This is a genomic window from Dehalobacter sp. 12DCB1, assembly GCF_004343605.1.
In the GTDB taxonomy this organism is placed as follows: domain Bacteria; phylum Bacillota; class Desulfitobacteriia; order Desulfitobacteriales; family Syntrophobotulaceae; genus Dehalobacter.
Map to the genome: position 1 here is coordinate 294942 of NZ_POSF01000002.1, position 25580 is coordinate 320521.

At 42.5% G+C, this 25580-nt stretch carries 19 protein-coding genes; 16 read left to right on the forward strand and 3 right to left on the reverse strand.

Annotated elements, in window-relative coordinates:
• The first annotated feature begins 29 nt into the window (after positions 1 to 29).
• From C1I38_RS01995 to C1I38_RS02030, 8 genes are all read left to right on the forward strand, one after another.
• Positions 30 to 4343, forward strand: a complete 4314-nt coding sequence (locus C1I38_RS01995; RefSeq protein WP_119775672.1) for a thioester reductase domain-containing protein — start codon at positions 30 to 32, stop codon at positions 4341 to 4343.
• On the forward strand, positions 4337 to 6382 hold the full coding sequence (locus tag C1I38_RS02000; RefSeq protein WP_199698263.1) for a HAMP domain-containing sensor histidine kinase: 2046 nt from the start codon (positions 4337 to 4339) through the stop codon (positions 6380 to 6382). The genes C1I38_RS01995 and C1I38_RS02000 overlap by 7 nt, the downstream gene beginning before the upstream one ends.
• Positions 6366 to 7868 carry an HD domain-containing phosphohydrolase gene (locus C1I38_RS02005; RefSeq protein WP_020492447.1) on the forward strand — a complete coding sequence of 501 codons (1503 nt, stop codon included), beginning with the start codon at positions 6366 to 6368 and terminating at the stop codon, positions 7866 to 7868. The genes C1I38_RS02000 and C1I38_RS02005 overlap by 17 nt, the downstream gene beginning before the upstream one ends.
• 95 nt (positions 7869 to 7963) lie before the next feature.
• Complete coding sequence (locus C1I38_RS02010) at positions 7964 to 9004, forward strand: bifunctional glycosyltransferase family 2/GtrA family protein (RefSeq protein WP_119775674.1); 1041 nt, start codon at positions 7964 to 7966, stop codon at positions 9002 to 9004.
• Positions 9005 to 9261: 257 nt separating this feature from the next.
• Positions 9262 to 10320 (forward strand): energy-coupling factor ABC transporter permease, encoded by a 1059-nt coding sequence (locus C1I38_RS02015; RefSeq protein WP_119775676.1) that lies wholly within the window; start codon positions 9262 to 9264, stop codon positions 10318 to 10320.
• Between the two features lie 77 nt (positions 10321 to 10397).
• A complete protein-coding gene (gene cbiQ, locus C1I38_RS02020) occupies positions 10398 to 11207 on the forward strand; it encodes a cobalt ECF transporter T component CbiQ (protein ID WP_020492444.1) in 810 nt (269 codons plus the stop codon).
• Complete coding sequence (locus C1I38_RS02025; RefSeq protein ID WP_119775678.1) at positions 11208 to 11966, forward strand: ABC transporter ATP-binding protein; 759 nt, start codon at positions 11208 to 11210, stop codon at positions 11964 to 11966. It abuts the gene before it with no gap.
• A gap of 111 nt (positions 11967 to 12077) precedes the next feature.
• Positions 12078 to 13298 carry a trypsin-like peptidase domain-containing protein gene (locus C1I38_RS02030; protein ID WP_119775680.1) on the forward strand — a complete coding sequence of 407 codons (1221 nt, stop codon included), beginning with the start codon at positions 12078 to 12080 and terminating at the stop codon, positions 13296 to 13298.
• Positions 13299 to 13416: 118 nt separating this feature from the next.
• Here the strand turns inward: C1I38_RS02030 and C1I38_RS02035 are convergent, their stop codons facing one another.
• Positions 13417 to 14601, reverse strand: a complete 1185-nt coding sequence (locus C1I38_RS02035) for a pyridoxal phosphate-dependent aminotransferase (RefSeq protein WP_119775682.1) — start codon at positions 14599 to 14601, stop codon at positions 13417 to 13419.
• Positions 14602 to 14804: 203 nt separating this feature from the next.
• Here C1I38_RS02035 and C1I38_RS02040 point away from each other — a divergent pair, with 203 nt between their 5' ends.
• From C1I38_RS02040 to C1I38_RS02060, 5 genes are all read left to right on the forward strand, one after another.
• On the forward strand, positions 14805 to 15983 hold the full coding sequence (locus C1I38_RS02040) for a GGDEF domain-containing protein (RefSeq protein ID WP_119775684.1): 1179 nt from the start codon (positions 14805 to 14807) through the stop codon (positions 15981 to 15983).
• A 132-nt stretch (positions 15984 to 16115) separates the two neighbouring features.
• Complete coding sequence (locus tag C1I38_RS02045; protein WP_119775686.1) at positions 16116 to 16796, forward strand: response regulator transcription factor; 681 nt, start codon at positions 16116 to 16118, stop codon at positions 16794 to 16796.
• Positions 16797 to 16806: 10 nt separating this feature from the next.
• Entirely contained in the window at positions 16807 to 18285 is a 1479-nt protein-coding gene (locus tag C1I38_RS02050; RefSeq protein WP_119775688.1) for a HAMP domain-containing sensor histidine kinase, read from the forward strand.
• Between the two features lie 21 nt (positions 18286 to 18306).
• Complete coding sequence (locus C1I38_RS02055) at positions 18307 to 18810, forward strand: hypothetical protein (protein ID WP_119775690.1); 504 nt, start codon at positions 18307 to 18309, stop codon at positions 18808 to 18810.
• Between the two features lie 43 nt (positions 18811 to 18853).
• A complete protein-coding gene (locus C1I38_RS02060; protein WP_119775692.1) occupies positions 18854 to 19696 on the forward strand; it encodes a DegV family protein in 843 nt (280 codons plus the stop codon).
• Between the two features lie 489 nt (positions 19697 to 20185).
• On the opposite strand, the gene C1I38_RS02065 is transcribed toward C1I38_RS02060, so the two are convergent.
• Positions 20186 to 21145 carry a helix-turn-helix transcriptional regulator gene (locus C1I38_RS02065; RefSeq protein ID WP_119775694.1) on the reverse strand — a complete coding sequence of 320 codons (960 nt, stop codon included), beginning with the start codon at positions 21143 to 21145 and terminating at the stop codon, positions 20186 to 20188.
• Between the two features lie 342 nt (positions 21146 to 21487).
• Between C1I38_RS02065 and modA the strand changes: the two genes are divergently transcribed.
• From modA to C1I38_RS02080, 3 genes are all read left to right on the forward strand, one after another.
• Entirely contained in the window at positions 21488 to 22300 is an 813-nt protein-coding gene (gene modA / locus C1I38_RS02070; RefSeq protein WP_119775696.1) for a molybdate ABC transporter substrate-binding protein, read from the forward strand.
• A gap of 275 nt (positions 22301 to 22575) precedes the next feature.
• Entirely contained in the window at positions 22576 to 23268 is a 693-nt protein-coding gene (gene modB / locus C1I38_RS02075; RefSeq protein WP_119775698.1) for a molybdate ABC transporter permease subunit, read from the forward strand.
• A 5-nt stretch (positions 23269 to 23273) separates the two neighbouring features.
• Positions 23274 to 23966 (forward strand): ATP-binding cassette domain-containing protein, encoded by a 693-nt coding sequence (locus C1I38_RS02080; protein ID WP_119775700.1) that lies wholly within the window; start codon positions 23274 to 23276, stop codon positions 23964 to 23966.
• A gap of 70 nt (positions 23967 to 24036) precedes the next feature.
• Here C1I38_RS02080 and C1I38_RS02085 read toward each other — a convergent pair whose 3' ends face one another.
• A complete protein-coding gene (locus C1I38_RS02085; RefSeq protein ID WP_119775702.1) occupies positions 24037 to 25452 on the reverse strand; it encodes a DEAD/DEAH box helicase in 1416 nt (471 codons plus the stop codon).
• Between the last annotated feature and the right edge of the window lie 128 nt (positions 25453 to 25580).

The window sequence follows — 25580 nt, forward strand, 5'->3', positions numbered from 1 at the left end:
TTTGCAGATTTATGGAGGGCTGCTGTTCTATGGTCGAATATTATCCATTATCAATTCCGCAAAGAGGCATTTGGTATTTAGAGAAACTTCATCCAGGCACAAGCATCGGCAATATTGCTTCAACCTTGAAAATTAAAGAGAGCATAGATCTCCGGCTTCTCGAAAAGTCCATCAACCTTGTGATCGAAAAAAATGAAGCGCTCAGGTTCAGGTTTCGGGAAAAAGACGGACAGGTATTCCAATATGTTGCCGAATTTACATATTCGAAAATAGATTTCTTTGATTTCAGCGAGGGTGGTCTCAAACGGCTGTATGTCTGGGACCAGGATGAGACCAAAAAACCATTTACCATTAATGACAGCCCGCTGGTTTATTTTTCTATCATTAAAATCAACGAAAAAGAGAATGTGATATACTGCAAAATCCACCATCTCATTTCTGATGGGTGGACTGTTGTTTATATAGGCAATAAAATTATGGAGTATTATAACATGCTGAAAGAAGGCGTTTCCTTTAATCAGGAAAATGACCCTTCTTATTTGGAATATGTCCATAGTGAACTTGAGTACATGCATTCTCCTAAGTATATCAAAGATAAGGAATACTGGGAAAATGTCTTTGCGGATACACCGGAAATGACCACACTGAAAAGCAAAGCAGCCAAGATAAACCATACCGAAGCTGTTAGAAAAACGTTTAAAATTCCCAATAAATTGTCCGGAAAAATTTCTCAATACTGCCTGGAAAATAAAACATCGATTTTTACCCTTTATATTTCCGCGCTCTGTATCTATATCAATAGAATATCCAATAAAGAAGATATCGTTCTTGGGGTGCCTGTACTGAACCGCGCCAATGCTCGGGAAAAGAAAACAGTCGGAATGTTCATCAGCACGATACCGCTTAGGGTCAATATCGATAACGATACAAATTTCCAGGATTTCTGCCATAAGCTGACTAGAAACTGGATGGATATCCTGAGGCATCAAAAATATCCGTATGATGAGATTTTAAAACATGTTAGAAAACACAACAGAAGTATCGAAAAATTATATGAAATTGCCGTATCTTACCAAAATGCCAAATTTGTTAAAAACAGTGATATTAATAGCTGTGAAGGCAGATGGCATTTTTGCGGTCACCAGACAGAATCACTTTATATTCATATTAACGAACGCGAAGACGACGGCAATATCATTATTGACTATGACTATCTGACGGATCTTTTCTATAGCAAGGAAATTGAATTTATTCATGACCATGTGCTGAGAATTCTTTGGCATGCATTAGACAATTCTGTAAAAAAAATCTCCAAACTAGAGATGATTTCAGAGAAGGAAAAGCAGAGAATCCTGTGTGAGTTCAATAACACCGGATTATTCTTCCCTCACAACAAAACGGTTGCCCAGTTATTCGAAGAACAAGCAGAAAGAACGCCGGCCAAAACAGCATTGATTTTTGAGGAGAGTAGTATCTCCTATTATGAGTTGAATCAAAGAGCGAACCGGCTTGCCAGAGTACTCAGGGACAAGGGCGTTGGGGCTAACAAATTTGTAGGAATTTTTGTTCCACGTTCTCTGGAGATGATTGTATCGATCCTGGCAGTACTGAAAGCCGGCGGTGCTTACCTGCCAATTGATCCTGACTATCCTTCCCAGCGAATCGATTATATGCTTGAAGACAGCCATACTACGATTCTGTTAACCTGTCAGAAACTCATGAAAGAGATCCATTTCAGCGGGGAAGTTATCGATGTTTTTAGTCACAATGAACAATTGGCTGGATTAGCTAACCTGCCGAAAGTCAATACACCACAGGATATCGCCTATCTGATTTATACATCCGGTTCGACTGGAAAGCCCAAGGGTGTCATGGTCCAGCATTCAGCCATTGTGAATCTGATTTCGGGAATAACGGCAAAGATCGACTTTTCTCCCGAGAAGGTCATGCTGTCGGTCACAACGATTTCTTTTGATATTTTTGTCGCGGAATCTTTATTGCCTCTCAGCAGGGGGCTCACAGTCGTAATCGCGAACGAAAAGCAGCAAATTATTCCGGAAGAACTTAATAAAGTAATGTATAATCATGATATTAATATATTTCAGGCCACACCTTCAAGGGTTCAGCTGCTGCTGAGTAGCGATCTGGAGCTTACGGGGATCAGAAATCTTACTGATATTCTAGTAACTGGAGAAGCAATGTCCACTGCGGTATTGAACGATTTAAAAAGGGTCGTATCGTCCTCAGCAAAAATATATGATTTATATGGGCCGACCGAAACGACGATTTGGTCGACTATGGCCGATGTTACTTATGAAAGGAAGCCCCATATCGGCAAACCTATTGCTAATACGCAGGTTTATATCCTTGACCACTATATGAATTTACTGCCAATTGGAATTCCAGGGGATTTGTTTATCGGTGGAACGGGTGTCTCGAAAGGCTATTTTGGAAAAGACGATCTAACCGCTGAACGCTTTATTGCCAATCCTTTTCTTCCTGGAGAAAGACTTTATAAAACAGGGGACCTTGCTAGGTGGTATCCAGAAGGAGATATTGAATACCTGGGGAGGACTGATTATCAAATAAAAATCAGAGGATACCGAATTGAGCTTGGTGAGATTGAAGACGAACTTCTTCAACATCCTAACATTAGGGAGGCCGTTGCGGTTGTCAAAGAAAATTTAAACAATAGTAAAGTAATATGTGCTTATATTGTTGCAGATACAGAAATAGGCAGTACTGAGGTAAAGGCCTATTTAGCACAGTATCTGCCTGATTATATGATCCCAAGCTATATTATCCCAGTTGATTTCATTCCTAAAACTCCAAATAATAAGATTGACAGGAATTCACTACCTGAGTGTGAGGAAAATGCAGCAAAACCTATTCTACCAAGAAATTCATTAGAAAGGACAATTGCGAAAGTCTGGTGCTCTTTACTGGGTAGAAAATCTGTCGGTATTGATGATAATTTCTTTGATCTAGGCGGAGACTCACTTACGATTGTCCAGCTTCAAGTCCTGTTGACGAAAAAAGGTATTGATATAGAGATTCAGGATCTTTATGAATATCAGACGATCAGACAAATATCCGAGAATATGGAGGCTCAAAAAGACAGTGCTCAAAGTGGTTTGATTAGTGAAAACCCGATCGAGGAGATTAGTCTTGATTATGATGTACAGCCTAGCCTGAAGAGGGCGCAGCACATCTTGCTGACCGGAGCTACTGGTTTTTTAGGGATACATTTGCTGGAACAGCTGTTTAAGCAAAAAGACTGTAATATTTACTGTTTATTGAGAGGAAAAACGATTCGGGAAGCGGAAGATAAACTGCGAAAACAACTGGACTTTTATTTCAATGGAAGATACAGTCAGGAGTTAAACCAGCGGATCATCATTATTCCTGGTGATATTGCGCAGGACCAGTTTGGACTGGATGGCAATATTTATCAATATCTTCTGGGAAAGATCGACCTAGTCATTCATTCAGCTGCAATCGTAAAGCATTACGGGTTATATAGGGACTATCTGAATGTCAACATTAAAGGCACAGAAAGAGTAGCTGAATTCTGTCTACAGGGAGATATTCGTCTGAACTATGTTTCTTCGATTACTGTGTCGGGAAACTATCTTACAAATAACATCCACGAGGAAAGGGTAGATTTTACAGAATCAGACTTGTATATCGGACAGGATTACAGCGGCAACGTTTACGTAAAAAGCAAGTTTGAATCGGAACGATTTATTTATCAGAACGTCAAAAATGGTTTAAAGGCGGATGTCTATCGCATCGGTGTTTTGACCGGTCGTTACAACGACGGGCAATTTCAGAAAAATATTCAGGAAAATGGTTTCTATGAGAGGATTAAAGCAATTATTGAGCTTGGTTTTGTTCCGAAAATCTGGACGGATGAACAGTTAGAATTTACTCCGGTCGATTATTGCAGCGAAGCGATAGGCAGGTTAATCAATTTATCTGCAGGAACACGTATCTTCCATTTGTTTAATCATAAAACGGTCAGCCTTGCCAAAGTAGTTGAGATGTTAAACAATTTGGGCATCCATATTGAAATTGTTCCTAATGATGTTTTTGTTCAGATTGTTGAAAAGAATATGAAAAAGCATAACGTCAGTCCTGCCGTTAACGAGCTGCTAAAGGGAAAGTTTTCTGCTTATTTTCAGACGGTGAATGTTAAATCAGAGATTACCCGGAATGAATTGAACCTAGCAGATTTTGACTGGCCGGATATTGACCAGGCTTATATTTCAAAAATTATTTGTTATATGAGCAAGATCAATTATCTAAATGAAAACCAGGTTAGAAGGAACATTGTATGTTAAAAAAGATGAAAGAGTCTTTTCAAAAGAGAATAAGTCTGCAGATAACACTTATCTATACACTCGTTATTCTTTGTACGGTACTCGCATTATATTTTATCATTCCGTTTGTATTCAACTATCCACCAGGATCCATCAATACCAGCTTTGATGTTGACGTATCCTATATATCCTACAATACTCAGTTTATTATTATTACGTTTTTGATTATCATTCCGAGCTTCATATTTTTTAAATTGTCGCTTTCCAATATTGATCAGTGGGCTTCTTTAGTAGCGGAAAATTCTGAGGAGTCACGTTTGAAACTGCACAAGATCAGGAAAAAATGTATTAACATACCCTATATTATTTATTTCGGACAAATCATTGTATCGCTCATTGTCTTGTTTATCATTCTATTTATCACAGGTAGTCATCCGTTAACCTTGATCTACCGAATTGTCATTCTGGTATTTTCTTTCGCAACGCTGGCAGCACTTTTCTCCTTCATTTTCTCCAAAAGAATGTTTACCAATATCCTATTAAAGACTTCCGCCAATAATGAGCTTCAAGGAATAAATCTAAGCATTCGAAGAAAAATCATACTTCACGTCTTGCCAACAATTATCATCGCCATTTTATTTACATCTTTAGTTGGCTATTCCAGATTGATTACCGAAAAAGGCGATCTTATTTATAAAATGTATTCAGAACAGCTAAAAACGAATGTTGTCATGGGGACTTATGATGAAAAAAAGGTAATAGAGGCTCTAAGTCGCATTGTCTTGGTGAATAAAGACCATGATTCGAGGTTTATTATTACACCAGAGGGAGATTATATTTCTCTTGATAATAAAAATGCAAGTAATTTTTTTATTAAATATGCCATTGAAGTATCGAACAACTATGACGGAAGAATCTATGAAGACTATACAGTCGAATCTCAGGGAACATCTGTAAGAGTTCCAGGCCCTAACGGCGATTATATTATTGGTATTAAATATGATATTTCTTCCTATAATACAATTGTTTATTTTTCTGTAAGCTTCATCCTGCTGTTCATGATTAACTTTATTGTCTTAAACTACTTCTCCAGGTCCCTCGGTGAGGACGTTTCGAGGGTTGCTAAAAACCTCTCGGACATCTCGCATGGCGTTAACGTTGATCTTGATCAGAAGCTGGCAATTACCTCCAATGATGAAATTGGGGATCTGATTATTGCCTTCAATAAAATCCAAGAAAAAGAAAAAGCAAACATTGAATCGATGAAAGAAAACCAGGCCATCATTCTGGAACAAGAAAGGCTGGCTTCGCTTGGCCAGCTGATTGGCGGAATCGCCCATAACCTGAAAACACCGATCATGTCGATTGCCGGAGGTATCGAGGCACTCAAGGATTTAACGAATGAATACAAGGAATCTATTGAAGATAAAGCTGTATCACCTGCCGATCATTACGAGATTGCAAAAGAGATGCAGGAATGGCTTGATAAGATGAAGCCATACTGTTCCTATATGACAGATATTATCAGCGCAGTTAAAGGTCAGGCAGTACAGATGAACTACGCCGGCTCAGATAAGTTCACCGTGGAAGATTTGGTCAAAAGAATTGACGTTTTGATGAAGCATGAGCTGAAAAAATACCACTGCAAGCTTAAACCTGATTTCCAAATTGATCTGCAGACAGAAATACGAGGAGAGCTGAACAGCCTGGTACAAGTATTTGACAATCTGATCATCAACGCAATGCATGCCTACGAGGGACAAATAGGAGAGATTGGTTTCAGCATTTACAAAGAAAGACATAACCTCGAATTTGTTCTAAGCGATCATGGTAAGGGTATTCCTGAGGAAGTGCAGAAAAAACTGTTCAAGGAAATGTTTACGACCAAAGGTAAAAATGGCACAGGTCTTGGACTTTACATGTCGTATTCTACAATTAAAGGACGATTTTCGGGTAATATGAGGTTTAAATCGCAGGAAGGCGTCGGCACTACATTCTATATCACAATTCCTTATCTATTCGCACACGTACAGGAGGCTAACGATGAGACGTTCAACTAATCGCGTTAATCTAGACTACAAAATTTTAATTGTTGATGACGAACAAGGAATTATTGATTCGCTGTCTGTTGTCCTAAAAAGAAGCGGCTACCAATTTGTTGGCCTGACCGATCCGTTGGAGGCTATTGAAAAAGTCCGTGAAGAGAAGTATGATTTGTTGATTCTTGACTATTTAATGTATCCGATCCATGGAGACAAGGTCGTAGAGAGAATCAGAGAGTTCAACAACGAACTGTATATTCTTTTGCTGACAGGCCACAAGGATCTTGCTCCGCCGCTGGAAACCATCAAAGCACTGGAAATCCAGGGTTACTGCGAAAAAGGTGACCGTTTTGACCAGCTGCTCCTGCTCGTTGAATCTGGAATCAAATCGATTTCCCAAATGCGGACGATCAAGAAGTTCCAGGAAGGCCTGAATAAAATTCTGCAGTCTGTTCCTAAAATATATCAGCTTCAGCCGATAGACAACATTCTGGAGGATATTCTGGCTGAAATCCTGCCTTTGGTCAACAGTAAAAATGCTTTTATTCTGGTCGATGATATCACCAGGATTAGTTCCGGCAATAACAGCATATTTAAAGGGATTGGGAAATATAAGAAAAAAGTGGCCGATTTTATGGAAATGCTTGATCCGGAACTAATGGAGTTTATTGGCAGCGCCAGAATCAATAAAAAGGTCGTTAAGCTTGATAAAAAAGTAATTATTCCTCTGATTAACGAATATCTTCAGGACATTGGCATCATTTTTGTAGAAGGGGACGATCTTGAGGATGGACTGAAACTGCTTGAGATCTATTCCAACCAGGCCTCCTCATCTATCAATAATGCGTTTCTACATTCCTTAGTGAATATTAAAAATGATGAGCTGAACAAAACGTATGATCAGCTCAGAGAAACCTACATGGATACGATTGAAGCCCTAAGAATGGTCGTCGATGCAAAGGATATTTATACCCGCGGTCATTCCGACAGAGTAGCCTATTTTGCCGTTAAAATCGGTGAGGCTTTCCATTTCTCCAAGGAGGAGCTCGAATTGCTGCGGATCAGCGGTATTTTCCATGATGTTGGGAAAATAGGTACTTCAGATGATATTCTGTTTAAGTCCCAGAAGCTAAACGAGAAAGAGTATGAAGAAATTAAAAAACACCCGTTGAAAGGGGCAAGAATTTTGTCGGCCGTATCGATGTTTAAAGAGGTGGTTCCGATTGTCAAATGTCACCATGAACGCATCGATGGCAAAGGATATCCAGAAGGGCTGACGAAAGATGAAATCCCGTTCCCGGCGAGAATTATTTCTGTTGCCGATGCTTTTGATGCGATGATTTCCGACCGGCGCTATCGCTCCAGACTGAAGTTTGAGGAAGCCAGGAATCAGCTCATTCAGGGATCCGGGACTCAATTTGATGCGGAAGTAGTCGAGAAATTCATTCACCAGCTGACTGATTTCGAACAAATGGCTAAGGAGGTTGCTTCAACGTTTGAATGAAATTCATAAAATCGTAATTGAAAGTTCACGTAACGGACATAATGAACCCTTACAATCGTAGATATCATCGTGCAGTTATGTAAGGAGAGAATCTGATGACGATACTTATACCGGCCTATGAACCGGATGAACGGCTTCTAAGGTTGATAGAGAATATAAAAGAAAAGTGCGATTTTCAGATTGTGATTGTAGACGACGGCAGTGGCAAGCCTTATGAGAGGATATTCAAAGGCGCAGGCAAATTGGGCTGCACCGTGTTAACACATCCGGTCAATCAAGGCAAAGGGGCTGCCCTGAAGACGGGATTTCGATATATTAAGGAAAAAGGTGAAAAAGAAGGGGTTATCTGTGCCGACAGTGACGGACAGCATTTACCTGAAGATATCATCAGAGTTGCCCAGGTTGCCAAGGAACACCGCGGATTTATCGTTCTTGGCTCCCGGAAGTTTTCCGGCAAAGTTCCTCCACGCAGCCGTTTCGGAAATACGGTAACCCGGGCAGTATTTTCTGTCTCTTCGGGTTCGCATTTGACCGATACGCAAACAGGTTTAAGAGGATATTCAGCTGATATGTTCGACTGGTTAGGCGGCATCCAGGGGAAAAGATTTGAATATGAAATGAACATTCTGCTCGAGGCGAAGGCAGCGGGCTATTGGTTCTACGAAGTATGGATCAATACAGTCTATGACGAAAAAAATAGATCCTCCCATTTCCGGACCTTTTCAGATTCGGCCAGAGTATATTACCCGATTCTTAAATTTTGTACCTCTTCTTTGATGTCCGGAGCGCTTGACTTTGCTCTGTTGCTATTGTTTCAATTCTCCACATCAAATCTACTGATCGCTGTAGTTGGGGCAAGAGTCTGCAGTTCCATTTTCAATTACAGCATGAACCATTACTTTGTCTTTTCCCGGAACCAAAACACGGAACATTATAAATCTGTCCCGAAATACTTTTCACTCGTCGTATTTATCATGGCATGTAATTACGGACTGATGTATCTCTTCCACATTCTGATCGGTACACCATTGGTTTTTGCCAAGATTATCACAGAATTAACACTTTTCTTATTCAGTTACTGGTTGCAGCGTAACTTTGTATTTAGTTCGAAAAAAGCCCCTGATCACGGCAAATAAAAAAACAAAAAAGATGATTTGCTCTGTAGTCCGTGGCCACGCCCGGCTTTTTTGTTTTTAGTGCAAGGTTCGATACCATATTGGGCATTGGTTTGGACATAGGTTCCTAATTCAGCACGCAAATAGGAATAAGTAGGAATGAATATGAAGAAATACGCGATGTATCCCCCCCACCAGGATTGTAAAAATTGAAGCGTAATTTATAATTGATCTAAGCAGTCCATGAAAAATTTACAGAAATATGGAGGTGCTGTAGAATGCATATGGCAGATGCTTTGATTTCGCCGGTAATTGGTGGAACCATGTGGGTCGCTACCGCAGGGGTAGCGGCTTATTCGATAAAAAAAATTCAGGATGATTTGGAGGAAAAAAAGGTTCCTTTGATGGGAGTTATGGGAGCTTTTGTTTTTGCATCCCAGATGATCAATTTTTCGATTCCAGGAACGGGTTCCAGTGGACATCTTGGAGGAGGGTTGATTCTAGCTGCTATGCTTGGGCCGTACGCTGGGTTCCTGGCCATGGCATCAATATTGTTGATACAGGCCTTGTTTTTTGGCGATGGCGGGCTTTTGGCTTACGGCTGTAATGTATTCAACCTGGGATTCTATACTTGTTTTATTACTTATCCTCTGATATTCAAGTGGTTTGTTAAAAAAGGGCTTTCGGCTAAACGCATCATGGCCGGCTCGATGATTGCAGCGATTGTCGGGCTTCAACTGGGGGCTTTCAGCGTTGTTTTGGAAACGTTCTTTTCTGGAAAGACGGAGCTTCCGTTTTCAACTTTTGTGCTCATGATGCAGCCTATCCATCTTGCAATCGGGATTGTAGAAGGGCTGGTTACCGCCGCAGTGCTTACTTTTGTATGGAAAGCGCGGCCTGAACTTATTGAAAAGCAGGTATCGGGGAAAATCTCAGACAATACTTCCCTCAAACGGATCATATACGGACTTGCTATTACAGCAGTCATTATCGGTGGGGGACTTTCCTGGTTTGCATCGTCAAATCCGGATGGCTTGGAATGGTCTATGAAAAAGACGGCCGGGATCACGGAGCTGGCAGAGTCTGGTGGAATTTATGGTATATTGTCAGATATTCAAAGCAAAACAGCATTTTTGCCGGATTACAGTTTTAAAAATGATGACAGTGTGAGCGAAGAACAGGCCTCAGAGACAAGCACTGAGGCAACATGGCCAGCTGTAGATGCAGGAACAACAGTATCCGGATTGGTGGGCGGTGCGATGACACTCGTATTGGCAGTCATGATAGGTTTTTTTATCCGCTACGTAAAGAAAAGAAAGAAGAAAGTTACTGCATGAACCATCTTACGGTGGGAAACGATATCAAACGATATCCTTGAATTATTATATTCCGGAAGTAGGCTTGAAAAGCAATAATGGCTGACTTTACAAGTTCGTTGTACAACATGAGGCTCATGGATGAGCTGGCCTGTAAGGACACGTTTGTCCATAAGCTTCATCCGCTGATTAAGATATTGACGACGATCGCATACTTATTCGTCGTGGTCTCCTATGACAGGCATGAAATTATCGGTTTGCTGCCCATGCTTTTCTACCCGGTGGTGGTTTTTTTTCTTGCAGAGCTGCCGATCAAACAGGTGCTGGCAAGATTACTCCTGATCGAACCGTTTATTATTGCAATCGGTATTTTAAACCCGTTTTTTGATTCTCAGGTCATTATCGTGGGTGGATTTGCAATATCCAGAGGGTGGATCACTTTCGCTTCAATCCTGCTGAAAAGTCTCTTCACGATCACAGCTGCTCTGATTCTCATTTGTACGACAGGAATGGATAAACTTGCCGCCGGTTTGCGTATGCTGAAGGTTCCACGGCTTTTTGTTTTGCAGCTGCTGCTGACATACAGGTATATTTCCGTCTTGATCGAAGAAGTATCCAGAAGCATAAGGGCATATAAGCTTCGAGCCCCCCAGCAAAAAGGCATTCACCCCAGTGTTTGGGGAACACTCGTTGGCCAGCTGCTCCTGCGGACGATTGACAGGGCCGAGAGAGTGTATCAGGCAATGTTTGTACGCGGTTTTACAGGGGAATACTATACAGGAGCCGACACATGGGTAACCTTAAGGGATGTCGCCTATTTCGGCGGCTGGCTGTCGTTTTTTATTTTAGCAAGAATGGTTAATATTCCATTAATGATTGGTCTATTAATATCAGGAGTGATAAGTTAAATGAGCCATCATAAGTTAGAGACCAAAACAATTAATTATGTTTATCCGGACGGCAACAAGGCGGTTAAGGATATCTCATTCACAATTCACCATGGGGAGTCGGTCGGTATTGTCGGTGCGAACGGTGCAGGAAAATCCACCCTACTCATGTTACTGATGGGTGTTCTTTTTCCGAGCAGCGGAGAGGTGTTGGTCGGCGATATTCACGTTACCAAAAAAACATTGCCGTTAATCCGCCAAAGACTCGGAATGGTTTTCCAGGACCCGGATGACCAACTTTTTATGTCGACGGTCTATGACGATGTGGCCTTTGGTCCCCGGAATTACCGTTATGATGAAAAGGAGGTGGAAAGCAGGGTTTTTCAAGCTTTGGAGATGGTCGGCATCTTACATCTGAAAGACCGTCCGCCTTTTAAACTGTCCGGCGGAGAAAAAAGAGCAGCAGCGATTGCATCTGTTCTTTCTATGCAGCCCGATGTCCTGATTATGGATGAACCGACTGCTTCGCTTGACCCAAGATCGCGCCGTAGAGTCATCAACTTGCTGAATTGTTTCGAACATACCAAAATCATTACGAGCCACGATCTCGATATGATCCTAGATATCAGCACGAGAGTCATCGTGATCAAGGACGGCGAAATTGCTGCCGACGGAGCGGCTGCCGAAATATTGGCAGACGAGGCACTGCTTGACCAATGCGGGCTTGAGGTGCCGATTTCGCTGCAAAAATGCCCGAAATGCGGTGCTGTTTTTTCATAATTTTGTAAACAAAAGTTCACAGAATTGTCATAAATAATGATTATAATAATAAATAATCTGTAACCCGATTATTTTGCATAAGCAAATTTAATTTAAAAGGTGGGGAATGACGTGGACTTTAACAACGATAACCATTATAAAGACAATAACGCTTATCACGACTATCCGTATAATGGGGAGCAGCCGCGGAGAAAGAAACCGGGGATCATGGTTATTGCAATTGTCGCGATCATCAGCGCCTTGCTTGGTGGGACGGCATCTCTCACTTTGGCCCCAATAATCTATCCTGAAATCATGAGTATCCAAAATCAGAGCGGCAGTTCGGCTAAGACAAATGCACTCGCCACAACCCCGGCGGTCGCGAATACTTCGACGAGTGCAGACAGCAGTGGCAGCACGTATCCGGTGGTAGAGATATCGAAAAAAGTAGGTCCGGCTGTCGTGGGGATTGCCAATTTTCAGAGCGGCGGCAATCTATTTGGCCGGTCAAGTGAACTTGCCGAAGTAGCCAGCGGGTCCGGCTTTATTATCGATGCGCAGAAAGGGCTTATTGTGACTAACAATCACGTTATCGAAGGTGCTGAGAAACTGGTCGTAAGTCTCGCTGATGGGCGTAATATCACAGGCAAACTCGTGGGAGGAGATGCGCGGACAGATCTGGCCGTTGTTCAAATATCAGCCGACAATCTGACTGCAGTCAGTCTTGGAGATTCCAGTACGCTTCAAGTCGGAGAACCTGTGGTTGCGATTGGGAATCCAGGTGGAGAAAATTTTGCCCGCTCTGTGACGACGGGTGTGATTTCAGCGACGAACCGTTTTCTGGAGCTGCAAGGAGAAGCAAGTTTTAATCTAATTCAGACCGATGCGGCGATCAACCCCGGAAATAGCGGAGGACCACTGGTAGATTATCATGGAAAGGTCGTTGGCATCAATGCAGCTAAAAACCAAGACACCGGCTATGAAGGAATGGGCTTTGCGATTCCGATTACGGACGCCTGGCCGACGATCCAACAGCTGATTAAGAAGGGCTATGCTGCCCATCCAGGCATTCTGGTCTCGATCGACGAACGGTATACTGTTGAATGGGCTTCCCAGCAGGGATGGCCTGCTGGCGCCTATATTTCAGCGGTTTCAACTGAAGGACCTGCCTATAAAGCTGGGATTCGTGCCGGAGATGTCATTACCAAGGTTAATGGCGTTGAAATCACCAGTTCGCTTGAAATGACCCATGAATTGTTTAAATTTGAGGTTGGAGATGCGGTCACCGTTACCTATTACCGTCAGGGGAACACAAAAGACGTTAAGGTTACACTGACAGAATTAAAATCCTGAGCAGCCGACCTTAGCGATCAGATAAGAAAAAACCTTGCACCGTTCTGAGATGCGAGGTTTTTTCTTATGTTGCTTATACGAAAGCAATTCCTTTGCAGGAGCTCGTTTCGATCAGCTATCAGGATCGGAATTCCTGCACCAGTTTTTCAAACGCAGGAATGGAATTCACGATGGTATCCATACTTACGCAGTAAGATATCCTGATATAACCGGGACAGCCAAATCCGTTTCCGGGGACAAGCAATAAATGATATTTAACGGCCCTTTTGACAAATTCAACATCGTCCTCGATCAGTGCTTTCGGGAAAAGGTAAAAGGCTCCCTGCGGTTTGACGCATTCAAAACCAAGTGCAGTCAAATGCTCATATAAATAATCTCTTTTCTTTTGATAATCCGCGGCATCTGTTTTGACATCAAGGGAATCACCGACAACTTTCTGGAACAATCCGGGAGCATTGACAAACCCAAGTGTTCGGTTACAAAAGCTCAAAGCGTTATTCAGCACGTCAGCGTCTTTAATTTGGCTGCTCGTTGCAATATATCCGATTCTTTCTCCGGCAAGGCCGAGCGATTTACTGAAGGAATTAACAATGATGCTGTTTTCAAAAATGGACAGGATGTTCGGGATTTTCATCCCGTCATAGACAATCTGGTCATAGGGCTGATCAGAAATAATATAGATAACAGTTTTATATTCATCTTGTTTTTTTAGCAGGACTTCTTTGATTTGTTTCAGCTTCTCCTTGCTGTAGACAATGCCGGTGGGATTGTTTGGGGTATTAATAATAATCGCCTTTGTTTTAGGCGAAATCACTTTTTCCAGGGCATCCAAGTCTGGCTCGAGTGTCCGGCGGTCCGGCGGTACAATGATTGGTTTCCCACCATGGTTATCTGTATAGAACATATATTCAACAAAATAGGGGGCGAAGATAATAACCTCTTCACCAGGATTCAGAAGCGCTTTCAGTACAACATTCAGTCCGCCGGCAGCGCCGACCGTCATGATAATATTATCTTGGGTAAGTTCGATTTCACTGTCATGCTGAAGCGACCGGGCAATTTTTTCTCTGACTTCGGGATAGCCGGCATTGTTCATGTATTTATGAATCCCTTTATAATTCCCGGTGACATAGTTTTTTAGAGATTCTATGACCTCTTCCGGCGGCTCAGAAAAGGGGTTGCCCAAACTGAAGTCATAGACGTTTTCGCGTCCATAAATTTTAGTGAGTCTTTCCCCTTCCTCAAACATTGCTCTGATCCAGGAGGCATTCTTTAAATTATTGACTACTTTTTCCGAAAACACGCACATTTCTCCTTTAGGAACATCTCATATTATTACTGGTATTATTCTACCTCATTTGATCTTGACAAAAAAGTCTATTTGCTGAAGTCTGGCAAAATATCCGTATCGATGAAAAAACGTCAGGAATAAAAGAAAACAGGAATATAGAAGAAAATGTCGAATTTTACAGTTAATCAGACGAGAAAAAGATTTGAGGGATTAAAATGTTCTATGCCTATTTAAATGATCAGGCTGCAGTCATTATCATTTTATGTTTTTCTTTTCTGAATTTGGTATTTGTATTTACCATGAACAAGGAAAAGAGTTTTTCAGCTCTTTTTGGATTCAGTTTTATTGTGCCGTTTCTATTAGCACTGCTTAGTATAGCCTATCCTGACATGGTACTGCGTATTAAAGTGCTTCATCATACAAATTTTGCTTTTCTCTGCTTGTTGTTTATACTGATATTATCATGGCGGTGGAAGAATTACGCTGCATCTGCCGCTTTAAGCGTAATTTTTCCCTTTTTGGTACTTTTCATAGTCATGAAGGCCGACCACCTGCCGGTTATTCTGACGATAACGGAATTCTTAAGCGGTGCGGATGTTGTCCTGACAGCCGGGATTATTGTATTGATGCATCAATTTCTCGGCGAAAAGCAGATGTCATTGACCTGGGGAGTCATATTTATGGGTTCTGGACAGCTGCTCCAATATGAATTTCCTACCAATTCCTCTTTCCTGATTCCGTTCTGTCAGTTTGCCGCGTACCTACTGTTTTACTGTTATATCCAAAAAACATCAAAGGAGCCATATCGTTTAAAATTGGCGAACGCTGAAGAGAAGATTGTAGACATCAATAAGACCATCAACTACGAAGTAAAGAGAAAAATGCTGGAAATGGAATTGCACAATGAACACTTGCTCAATATGGTCCAGAGAGATCCGCTGGTCGATGCGTATAATAAAAAGGGGATCATGAATTATTTTGGAAACCTGATTGATGATCCCAAGATAGGCGAATTCACACTCATGCTCTTTGACATTGATAATTTTAAAAGCATCAATGATAACCGTGGACATGTTGTCGGGGACATGGTCCTCAAAAAGGTCGTAAGTATTGCCAAGGAAAATATCAGGGAATTTGACATACTTGGTCGTTATGGAGGAGATGAATTCCTGGTCATTTTGCCGAAAACCAAAATAACGGATGCCCTGATTGTCGCCGAACGGTTCAGAAAAAGAGTCAGTGAAGAGCCGGGTATTTCGGTTTCTATAGGACTAGCTGCTTATCCGGAGGATGGCACGACAGCCCATAATCTAATTGAGACCGCTGATGCTGGCCTGTATCACTCCAAAAGGGTCGGCAAGAACGCAATAAGCCATGCAGGTTCAATGATATGAACTTTCACAGAATATTAATTGATCGTTCACGAAACGTACACATTTATTCCTTAAAATATCATCCAGGGATCAATCTCTCCTGAAACAAATAGCATTATAGACTGTTGGGGGGAAACTAAAGGGGGTTAGGCAATGGCTCTAGGGAATATACTCATTGCAGACGATGAAGCTAGAATGAGGAAACTGGTTGCTGATTTTTTAAAAAAGGAAGGGTATACCGTCATTGAAGCGGAAGATGGGAAACAAGCCCTGAATATTATTCATTCCGGGCAGCATATCAGCCTGGCCATCCTGGATGTTATGATGCCCGAGACGGATGGATGGACAGTATGTAGGGAAATCCGAAAGAGCGGCCAGATTCCGGTCATCATGCTGACGGCAAGATCTGAGGAATCGGATGAGCTGTTCGGTTTTGATCTGGGTGCAGATGAATATATTACCAAACCTTTCAGTCCGCTGATCCTGGTCGCGCGGGTTCGGGCCCTTCTTCGCAGAACCAGTGATCCGAAGGCTAGGGTTAAAAACTTTGAGGGTCTGGAGATTGATAAAAACAGGCGAGTCGTATGTATTGACGGAGAACGGGTAGATTTAAGCCCGAAGGAATATGAACTGCTTTTATATCTAGTAGATAATGAAAGCCTGGCTGTATCAAGGGAACAGATCCTGAATTCAGTTTGGGATTACGATTATTATGGTGACGCCAGAACTGTGGACACCCATATCAAACGGTTAAGGTATAAATTAGGGATCAAAGGAGATTTTATTCAAACCGTCAGAGGACTGGGATACAGATTTGAGGTAATCAGAATTTGAGGTAATTCTAATGAAATCATCAATCAAATTAAAACTATTTACTGCCATAAGTTGTCTGACCTTATTGTATGTTTTGCTTTCGTGGTTTTTAAACGACCAGTTTCTTGCGAAGTATTACTACTTGAACAAGGAAAGCACCTTGAAGGAGTACTACCATGAGATCAATGAAATCTATGATGGCGAGCCGTTCAATATTTTACTCAATCTGGAGAAAATTGAGAGGACCGAGGGCCTGAACATTACGATTCTTGATTCATCCATGTATATCAAATATATTTCTTCATTAAAAGAAGAAGAATTTTTTCATGAGCCGTTCAAAAAGCCTGGAGGCTCGGATTATGCGTTCATTCCTGATATTTCGATCCTTAAAGATGCCCAGAATTCAACGCAGCCTGTGATTGTTAAATCCACCGACCGCAGATTGAATTCCGATTTTATTAATCTGGTTGGACAGTTAAATAATGGAGACTATCTGTACCTGAACACTCCGGTGGTCGCGATCGAGGAAAGTGCGGCAATTGCCAATAAGTTTTCTCTTATTACGGGTTTGTTTATTATGGTTATCGGAGTTTTGATCGTATTTTTCTTCACAGACAGATTTACCAAACCGATTCTTCGTCTGAATGAGATTGCTCAATCTATGGTCAAACTGGATTTTGGCAAAAAATACCCGGTGCAGACCTACGATGAAATTGGTGAACTTGGGTCAAGCATTAACTCGCTTTCCACCCAATTGGAGAAATCGATCAATGAGCTTCGGCAGGCCAACGAAAAGCTCATGGAGGATATCGAAAGAGAAAGAAAAATAGACGACATGAGGAAAGAGTTTATTTCCAATGTTTCACATGAGCTAAAGACGCCGATTGCATTGATTCAGGGCTATGCCGAGGGGCTTAAGGTCAATGTCAATGAAAGTGAAGAGGATAAAGACTTCTATTGTAATGTGATCATTGATGAAAGCGCTAAGATGAATAAGCTTGTCAAACAGCTTCTGGAGTTATCGCAGATCGATGCGGGCTACACCCGACTGGAAAAAACTGATTTTGACTTAAACGAACTGGTTGAATTTGTCCTCAGAAAGAACATGCTGCTGATCAAAGAGAAAAATATTCAACTGACCAAAGAAATTCAGAATAAATTTATGGTTAATGCCGATATCGACAGGATTGAGCAAATCATTGTGAACTATCTGGTCAATGCGATCAATCATGCAGACCAGCGCAAAGAAATTAAAGTCAAGTTCGAAAAAACAGGACAAAAAGCCAGAGTAAGTGTTTTCAACTCCGGCACTCCCATTCCTGAAGAAGCTTCGGATAAGATTTGGACCAGTTTTTATAAGGTGGACAAAGCAAGAACTCGTTCTTATGGCGGCACAGGTCTCGGCCTGTCGATCGTCCGGGCTATTCAGGAACAGCATGGTAATGCGTATGGGGTTCAAAACGTGGAAAATGGCGTCGAGTTTTGGTTTGAGGTAGATTTAGCGGAATAACAAGAAAAGAGGAATTTGTGAGTGAAAAAGAAGTTATTGGTTGTGGGACTTGTTACCTTACTGATTGTGTTAACAGGGTGTTCGGCAAGTGCTTCTTCGACGGCAACGGACGACACGTCAACAGCGCAGATGGAAAGTACACAGACCGAGGGAGTTCGGCCAACCCGGCAGATGGATTTACTCGGAAAAGTGATCAGTGTGGGTGAAAAACAGCTGGTCGTCGCAGAACTGCAATCTTTGGATTCTTCACAAAGCAGACAGAAAGCAGCTCCGGGACAAGGAAATACGAGTGCAGAAGCTTCGTCAGCACGGGAAATGAATGATAAGGTGACCGGCATGAACTATACGATTGTCATTGCTGAAGATACGCCGATTTTCAGTAGAATGGCAGGTGCAGATGACGCTCAGGAAACCAGTATTAATCTGAGTGATTTAAAAGCAGGCGATACCCTGAGAATATGGGTGAATGGACTGAATACTTCAGAAAAATCCAATGCAGTATACGTGGAATTAGCGTCGCAGTAAACGACTTAAGTCAGAAGTTTCAAGAGAGAAAGTAGGATGAAGTATGAAAAAAATTGCTTTGGTCACTGATAGCACTGCGGATTTACCGGATGAACTATCAAAAAAGTGTCTGGCCCATGTTATTCCTCTTAAAATTCTATTTGGGAAAAAAAGTTTTGTGGATGGAGAGATTAGCCCCAAAGAATTTTATCGGTGTCTAGAACAGGAAGAAGAGCTTCCGAAAACCTCTCAGCCTTCCCCGGAACAGTTTGTTTCCTTATACTCGATGCTTCTTGAAGAATATCAGGAGGTGATTTCCATTCATATTTCTTCCGGCTTAAGCGGTACGTTGAACGCGGCCCATCTGGCTAAAGAAAAAATTAAAGGTGCCGTTCATCTTGTGGATTCTAAGACCATAAGCCTCGGTCTGGGATTGATGGTAATGGAGGCATCCCAAGCTATCAAAGAGGGTTTGGGATCCGTTCAAGTTCTGGATAAGCTTCAACAGGCCAGAAATAGCATTGAAACGCTTTTTACCCTAAATACGCTGGAATATCTTCAAAAAGGCGGAAGAATTGGCAGGGTATCAGGGTTTATGGGGACACTGCTGAATATCAAACCGGTAATCCGGGTAGGCAATGACGGAATTTACCAAAATTTTTGCAAAGTCCGGAGTCAAGAGAAGGCCTTAAAAAGCATCGTCAAGGCATTTCAGGACTTTGCTGGGAAAAGGACAAATATCAAATTTGCCGTTGCGCATGGATCAGCTCCCCAGGCAGGACTATATTTGAAAGAAGAACTGGAGAATGCTTTTCAAAAACCGGCGGAGATGTTTGCGCAGGTTGGAGCCGTAATAGGTGCCCATACAGGACCGGGGACAGTCGGAGCGGCTATTCAGCTGGAGTAGCCGGTGATAATACGACATTTGTCTAGTGAATTTTGAAGTGCGTCTTAAACTTTTTCTTGGGCTGTTGCAGCCTCGCACAAAATACATCGCTCACACGTTATCGCAGCTATAAACAGGAAGCCACGCTAACATTTCAAAACCTCTGGGCTTAATGTAAGTCGTCGCTCCTTGCCATCCATGGCACCACGACATTAGGCCATCCGTGGCCATGAACCGTTGAAATGTTTTAACGCTTAGGCTTCCTGTTTACTTAACGCTGCTACCACTAAAGTTTGCTTACGTATTTTGTGCAAGTCTGCAATATTTGAAGGAATTAGCATAAATAATTAGCATGGGGAGGGGGCGTAACGAAATAAAATCTTTATTTCGGTTGCGCCCCCTCTCACTTTATACGATGAAATTTTTACCGGCTGATTGCCACCACAGAGCCGCATATACATAATATTTTCGCGGGCCGCTTTCGCGATCCTGCTTGTTTATATGCTTTGGCTACTCCATCATTTCGCCCATCCGCGAGACATCATAGCCGCCCAATCCCTTGACTTCCTTGCGGTAGGCCTCAGAACGGATAATGGCCAGCAGGGTCTGGAAGTGCGGTTTATTCAGGTCTTCCTGGCGTATCACGAGGTCATATCTTTCCGTCTGCAACGGAATAAAGTCAAGCCCTGACGCCTGCATAGCTGCTTTTTCAATACCCAGCCCTACATCGGCTTCCCCCCGCGCAACTTTGCTGGCCACGGCCATATGGCTCATTTCTTCATCGTAGTAGCCATTGATTAAGTGATGTGGGAGACTCTCAAAGCGCAATTTTTCATCAAGCAAGACTCGGGCTCCTGACCCACGTTCGCGGTTAATAAACCGGACGTCCGGTCTGGTCAGGTCTTTCCAGGATATAATATCTTTAGGATTGCCGCGGGAAACATAAAAGCCTTCCTGGCGATAGACCAGATTAATCACGATTGTCTGGTGTCCGGGCATAAGTCTTCGGATATAAGGAAGATTATAATCATCAGCATCACTGTCCCAGAGATGGACAGTAGCAATGTTGGCTTCACCCCTGTAGAGTGCCAGCAGACCATCAATGCTGCCGATACAGCTTCTTAAGAATTTGATATTCGGGTATTGTTTCAAAAGGTGACGGGTCAGAATATCCAGTATGATATCTTGGCCGCAAATAACGACCGTATCCGATATAGAGACATCAGGAAAACGGACGGATTCTGAAGGACGCTCTAAGACTGGATATGGATAAGTATAAGCGTCAGTCGTCATTGAGGCACCTTTGCTTTTCTGAATATAGGCTTCGATATCCATGTCCTCTACTCTTACCTTACGTCCAACCCGGTATGCAGCAAGATCCCCGCGTTTGATCAATTCATAGACGGTATACTTGGATATTTTAAGTTTCTGGGCTACTTCTTCAGGGGTATAAGAAGTGCTTTCGAGCAATGCCAGTCACCTCAATTTTAAAATAATATTGTTTCATTATATCACAGGACAAAACAGTACTCAAAATAAAAGAACAAAACAATACTAAACACGGAAGAGTCTGCCTATTATACAAACTCGGCGCATTTTAACGTAATATAACAATAGCATAAGACAGGGAACAATGGAATGTTAGGTTATGTAAAAACGTTTATATTAGTCTACGTTGGATTAAGATTGGTATTGAAGCGCCAAAATATATACTGTATAATAATTTATGTTAGCTAGAGCTGGTTTGTATTTGTTCATGTTAAGGGAAGACCTAGAAATTGATCATATCATTTGTTTTTAGGAGGAAAATTCATGAAGAAAATGGGTGGAATTCTGGTTATGCTTTTGGTTGCGTGTTTGGTACTTGTCGGCTGTAGCAGCTCGGGCAGTTCAGCAAATCGTACTGAACAAAAAGAAACTGTTTCGGTTGAGAAAAAAGAGATTCTTGCATCAGCAGCGGCCAGTTTAAAAGATGTCATGACAGAAATAGAAACACAATATGAAACAAGAAACGCAGGGATTAATCTGACAATTAACTATGGCGCATCCGGTTCTTTACAGCAGCAGATTGAGCAGGGCGCACCGACGGATGTATTTATTTCAGCAGGAAAAAAACAAATGGACGCATTGGAAAAAGGGAATCTTTTAGCGGAAGGGACCCGGATGAACCTGCTTGGAAATGATCTTGTACTGATCACAGGAAAAGATAACAAAAGTATCACCAGTTTCCAAGATCTTGCCAAAGCCGATAAAATCAGTATCGGTACCCCGGAAAGTGTGCCGGCAGGGAAATACGCCCAGGAATCCTTAACCAGAATGAAATTATGGAACACGCTGCAAGCTCAAGATAAATTCGTGATGGCTAAAGATGTCACCCAAGTACTGACATACGTGGAAAGCGGAAATGTTGATGCAGGTATTGTCTATCAGTCTGATGCTCAGGGATCCGATAAAGTAAAAGTTATTGCAGTTGCACCGGCTGACAGCCATAGCGCCATTGTTTATCCTGCGGCTGCAATTGCCGGTACCAAGAATCTGACGGAAGCGAAGAATTTCTTAAATTACTTAAGCAGTGACGATGCTCAACAGATTTTTGTGAAATACGGTTTCAAAATAATGAAATAAAAAAGAATCATCAATATTCAATGGAAGCTGACAGCATGATAAATATTTAGTTGTTTTTTAGTTGTTTTATATCGAAATAATAGGTATGATAATACTTGCCCGAAATAAAGAATAAATATGCGAAAATTAGGGGATTATGGAAAACAGATTTATAGCAGCAAAGGAGCGTACGTTAACGCAGTATTGCTTAAAATCTGCTGTCATGTATTTCATATTTGGTTTAATTGGGTAATGTGATTAAGATATTTGTTTGGTACGGATCAGGAGAGACGCTCATGGGCTTTGACTACACACCGATTATCTTATCTCTAAAGGTTGCAATAGCAGCAGTTATCATTGTTGTTTTGTTGGGGATCCCTCTAGCCGGCCATATGGCCAGACGAAATTTTCCGGGGAAGGATCTGGTAGAGGCTTTTGTCACTCTGCCGCTGGTTCTTCCTCCTTCGGTTGTTGGCTTTATTCTTCTTTGGCTGTTCGGTAAGAATGGGCCTTTAGGTCAATTTCTGGCTGGTGTTTTTCATGTCAGCGTCGTATTCAATCTGGCCGGAGCAGTCATTGCTGCGGCTGTAGTGTCATTCCCTATGATGTATCAATCGACGAAAGCTGCAATGGAGGGAGTCGACAAAACGCTGGAGAATGCTGCCCGCACCTTGGGCGCAGGTGAGCTGCGCGTTTTTCTTACCATCACAATCCCGCTTTCCTGGCCGGGTATTGTCTCGGGGTTCATCCTATCCTTTGCGCGTTCGCTGGGGGAATTCGGAGCCACACTAATGATCGCAGGCAATATTCCCGGAAAAACGCAAACCATGCCGATTGCGATTTATATGGCCAATGAAGGCGGGGATACTGTCACGGCGATGATTCTGGTTACGATCATGACGGTGTTCAGTTTCTTGGTAATCTTTTGGCTGAACCGTTGGTCAAAAAGGCAGCAAAAAGGATTGATTCAGGAAGAGGGGAGTGAGTAAGTAAGATGCTAAAGGCAAAATTTAATTTAACGCTTCGCCATTTTGAGCTTGAGGCCGAATTAGAAGCTGAAAATGAAATACTTGTCCTTGTTGGGCCCTCAGGCTCGGGAAAAACAACGATCTTAAAATGCCTGGCCGGACTGAAAGCTCCTTCCCAGGGGATCATTCAAATCAACGATCGTATTGTCTACTTCTCGGAGAATAAAATTAATTGCCCTTCAAAAGAGAGAAGGGTGGGATACGTATTCCAGGAGTATGCCTTGTTTCCTCATATGTCGGTCAGAAAGAATATCTTGTACGGGGTAAGCAAGGAAAAGCGTCATGCCAAACCGCAGGCTGCTGAGGATATGATGGAGATGCTTGGTATCCTTCACCTCCAGAACCGTTATCCGCAGCATATTTCGGGAGGAGAAAAGCAACGGGTCGCTTTGGCCAGGGCATTAATGACCGAACCTGAGATCATGCTGCTTGATGAGCCATTATCGGCGCTTGATCAGGAAACAAGAAGCGGGCTGCAGCAGGAACTAAAGAAAATCCAGAAGCAGTGGAAAATTCCTTTTGTTTTGGTTACCCATGATCTTGCTGAAGCGGAATTGCTGGGGGATCAGATTATCCGCATAGATAAGGGGAAAACGTTTCCCATAGAAGAATATGATGCAAAGCTTTGGAGACATCAATCGCAAAATCCTTCCCGCTAAAAACGGAAAGGATTTTTTAAATGCTGCCAAAATGTTTATAAGTTGTAGACCATCCTATGGGTGTATGCGTTTAGAATTTGCGTTTCGGAAACCTTGAAGGATATTTGCTGTTATCACGGTTTCGGTGGAATCCTTGCTGCTGGTCAAACCTGCGGGGCTGCCTACTACGCAAAGGCGCTTCCTCGGTCAGCACGATCGGAGCAGTACTTGGCTCCTTCGTCAGCAGCTTCAGCGCAGCGGATAACAAAGTGATGGAATCGTTGTCCTCCAACAATTCTTCCGCCATTTCCTTGTAGCGTAAAATATCTTCGTCCTCGGCCGCTTTAAGAATTTTATCCATGGTCAGGCGCTGCTGACCGACCAGTACGTCATTAAAGGTTGGCAAGGGCTTGCGCGTAATTCTTCTTTTGGCGACCTGCTCAATCAGCCTTAAATGGCCGATCTCTCTCGGAGTAACAAATGTAATCGCCTGTCCGCCTTTGCCGGCCCTGCCGGTACGTCCGATTCTGTGGACATAGCTCTCGGGATCCTGGGGAACGTCAAAATTATAGACGTGCGTCACACCGCTGATATCAAGACCTCTGGCTGCAACGTCCGTAGCTACAAGAATTTCCGTAAAGCCTTCTTTAAAATGCCTCATAACCATATCGCGTCTGGACTGGGTCAGGTCGCCGTGGATTCCCTCTGCGGAATATCCTCTTTTGCTTAAAGCCTCAAACAGCTCATCGACCCGCCGCTTTGTCCGGCCAAAGACAATGGCCAGATCAGGAGACTGAATATCCAGTAAGCGGCAAAGTACATCGAACTTTTGTTTTTCCTGGACTTCCACGTAATACTGCTCGATTTGAGGGACAACGATTTCTTTCGTTTTCATACTGATAAATTCCGGGCTCTGCATAAAGCGCTGGGCTAGATCCAGAATGGATTTTGGCATCGTTGCCGAGAACAGCAGCGTTTGCCTTTGTTCGGGAACTTCCTTCAGAATGTTTTCAATATCTTCCACGAAACCCATACTGAGCATTTCGTCTGCTTCATCAAGCACAACCGTTTCAACCTGCTGCAGACGGATGGTTCTTCTTCTCATATGGTCCATCAGCCGTCCGGGAGTCCCCACAATAATCTGCGGCCGATTTCGTAGGGACCGGATCTGCCGATCAATATCCTGTCCGCCGTAAATTGGCAGGGCCCGGACACCTTTAAACTGACCAATACGGTTCAATTCTTCAGCTACCTGGATAGCCAGTTCCCGAGTTGGTGTGACCACAAGGGCTTTGATACTTTCTCTGTCAGGATTCATACGCTCAATCATCGGAATTCCGAAAGCGGCTGTCTTGCCTGTTCCGGTCTGGGCCTGCCCGATAATATCCTTGCCTTCCAGGGCAAGCGGGATCGTTCTCTCCTGAATCGGGGTGGTCTCTTCAAAGCCCATTTCAGAAATAGCTTTGGTCAGTACATTACTGAGGCCTATTTCAAAGAAATTTGACATGTTCAATGATTCTCCTTTTTTATTGAGTTTACCTATTTTATTATGACAAAAACTGCTTCATATCATTTATTCATTTTAATAAATGTTAATGAATAAATGCAAAAAGCAATCGTTATAATATCTAATCA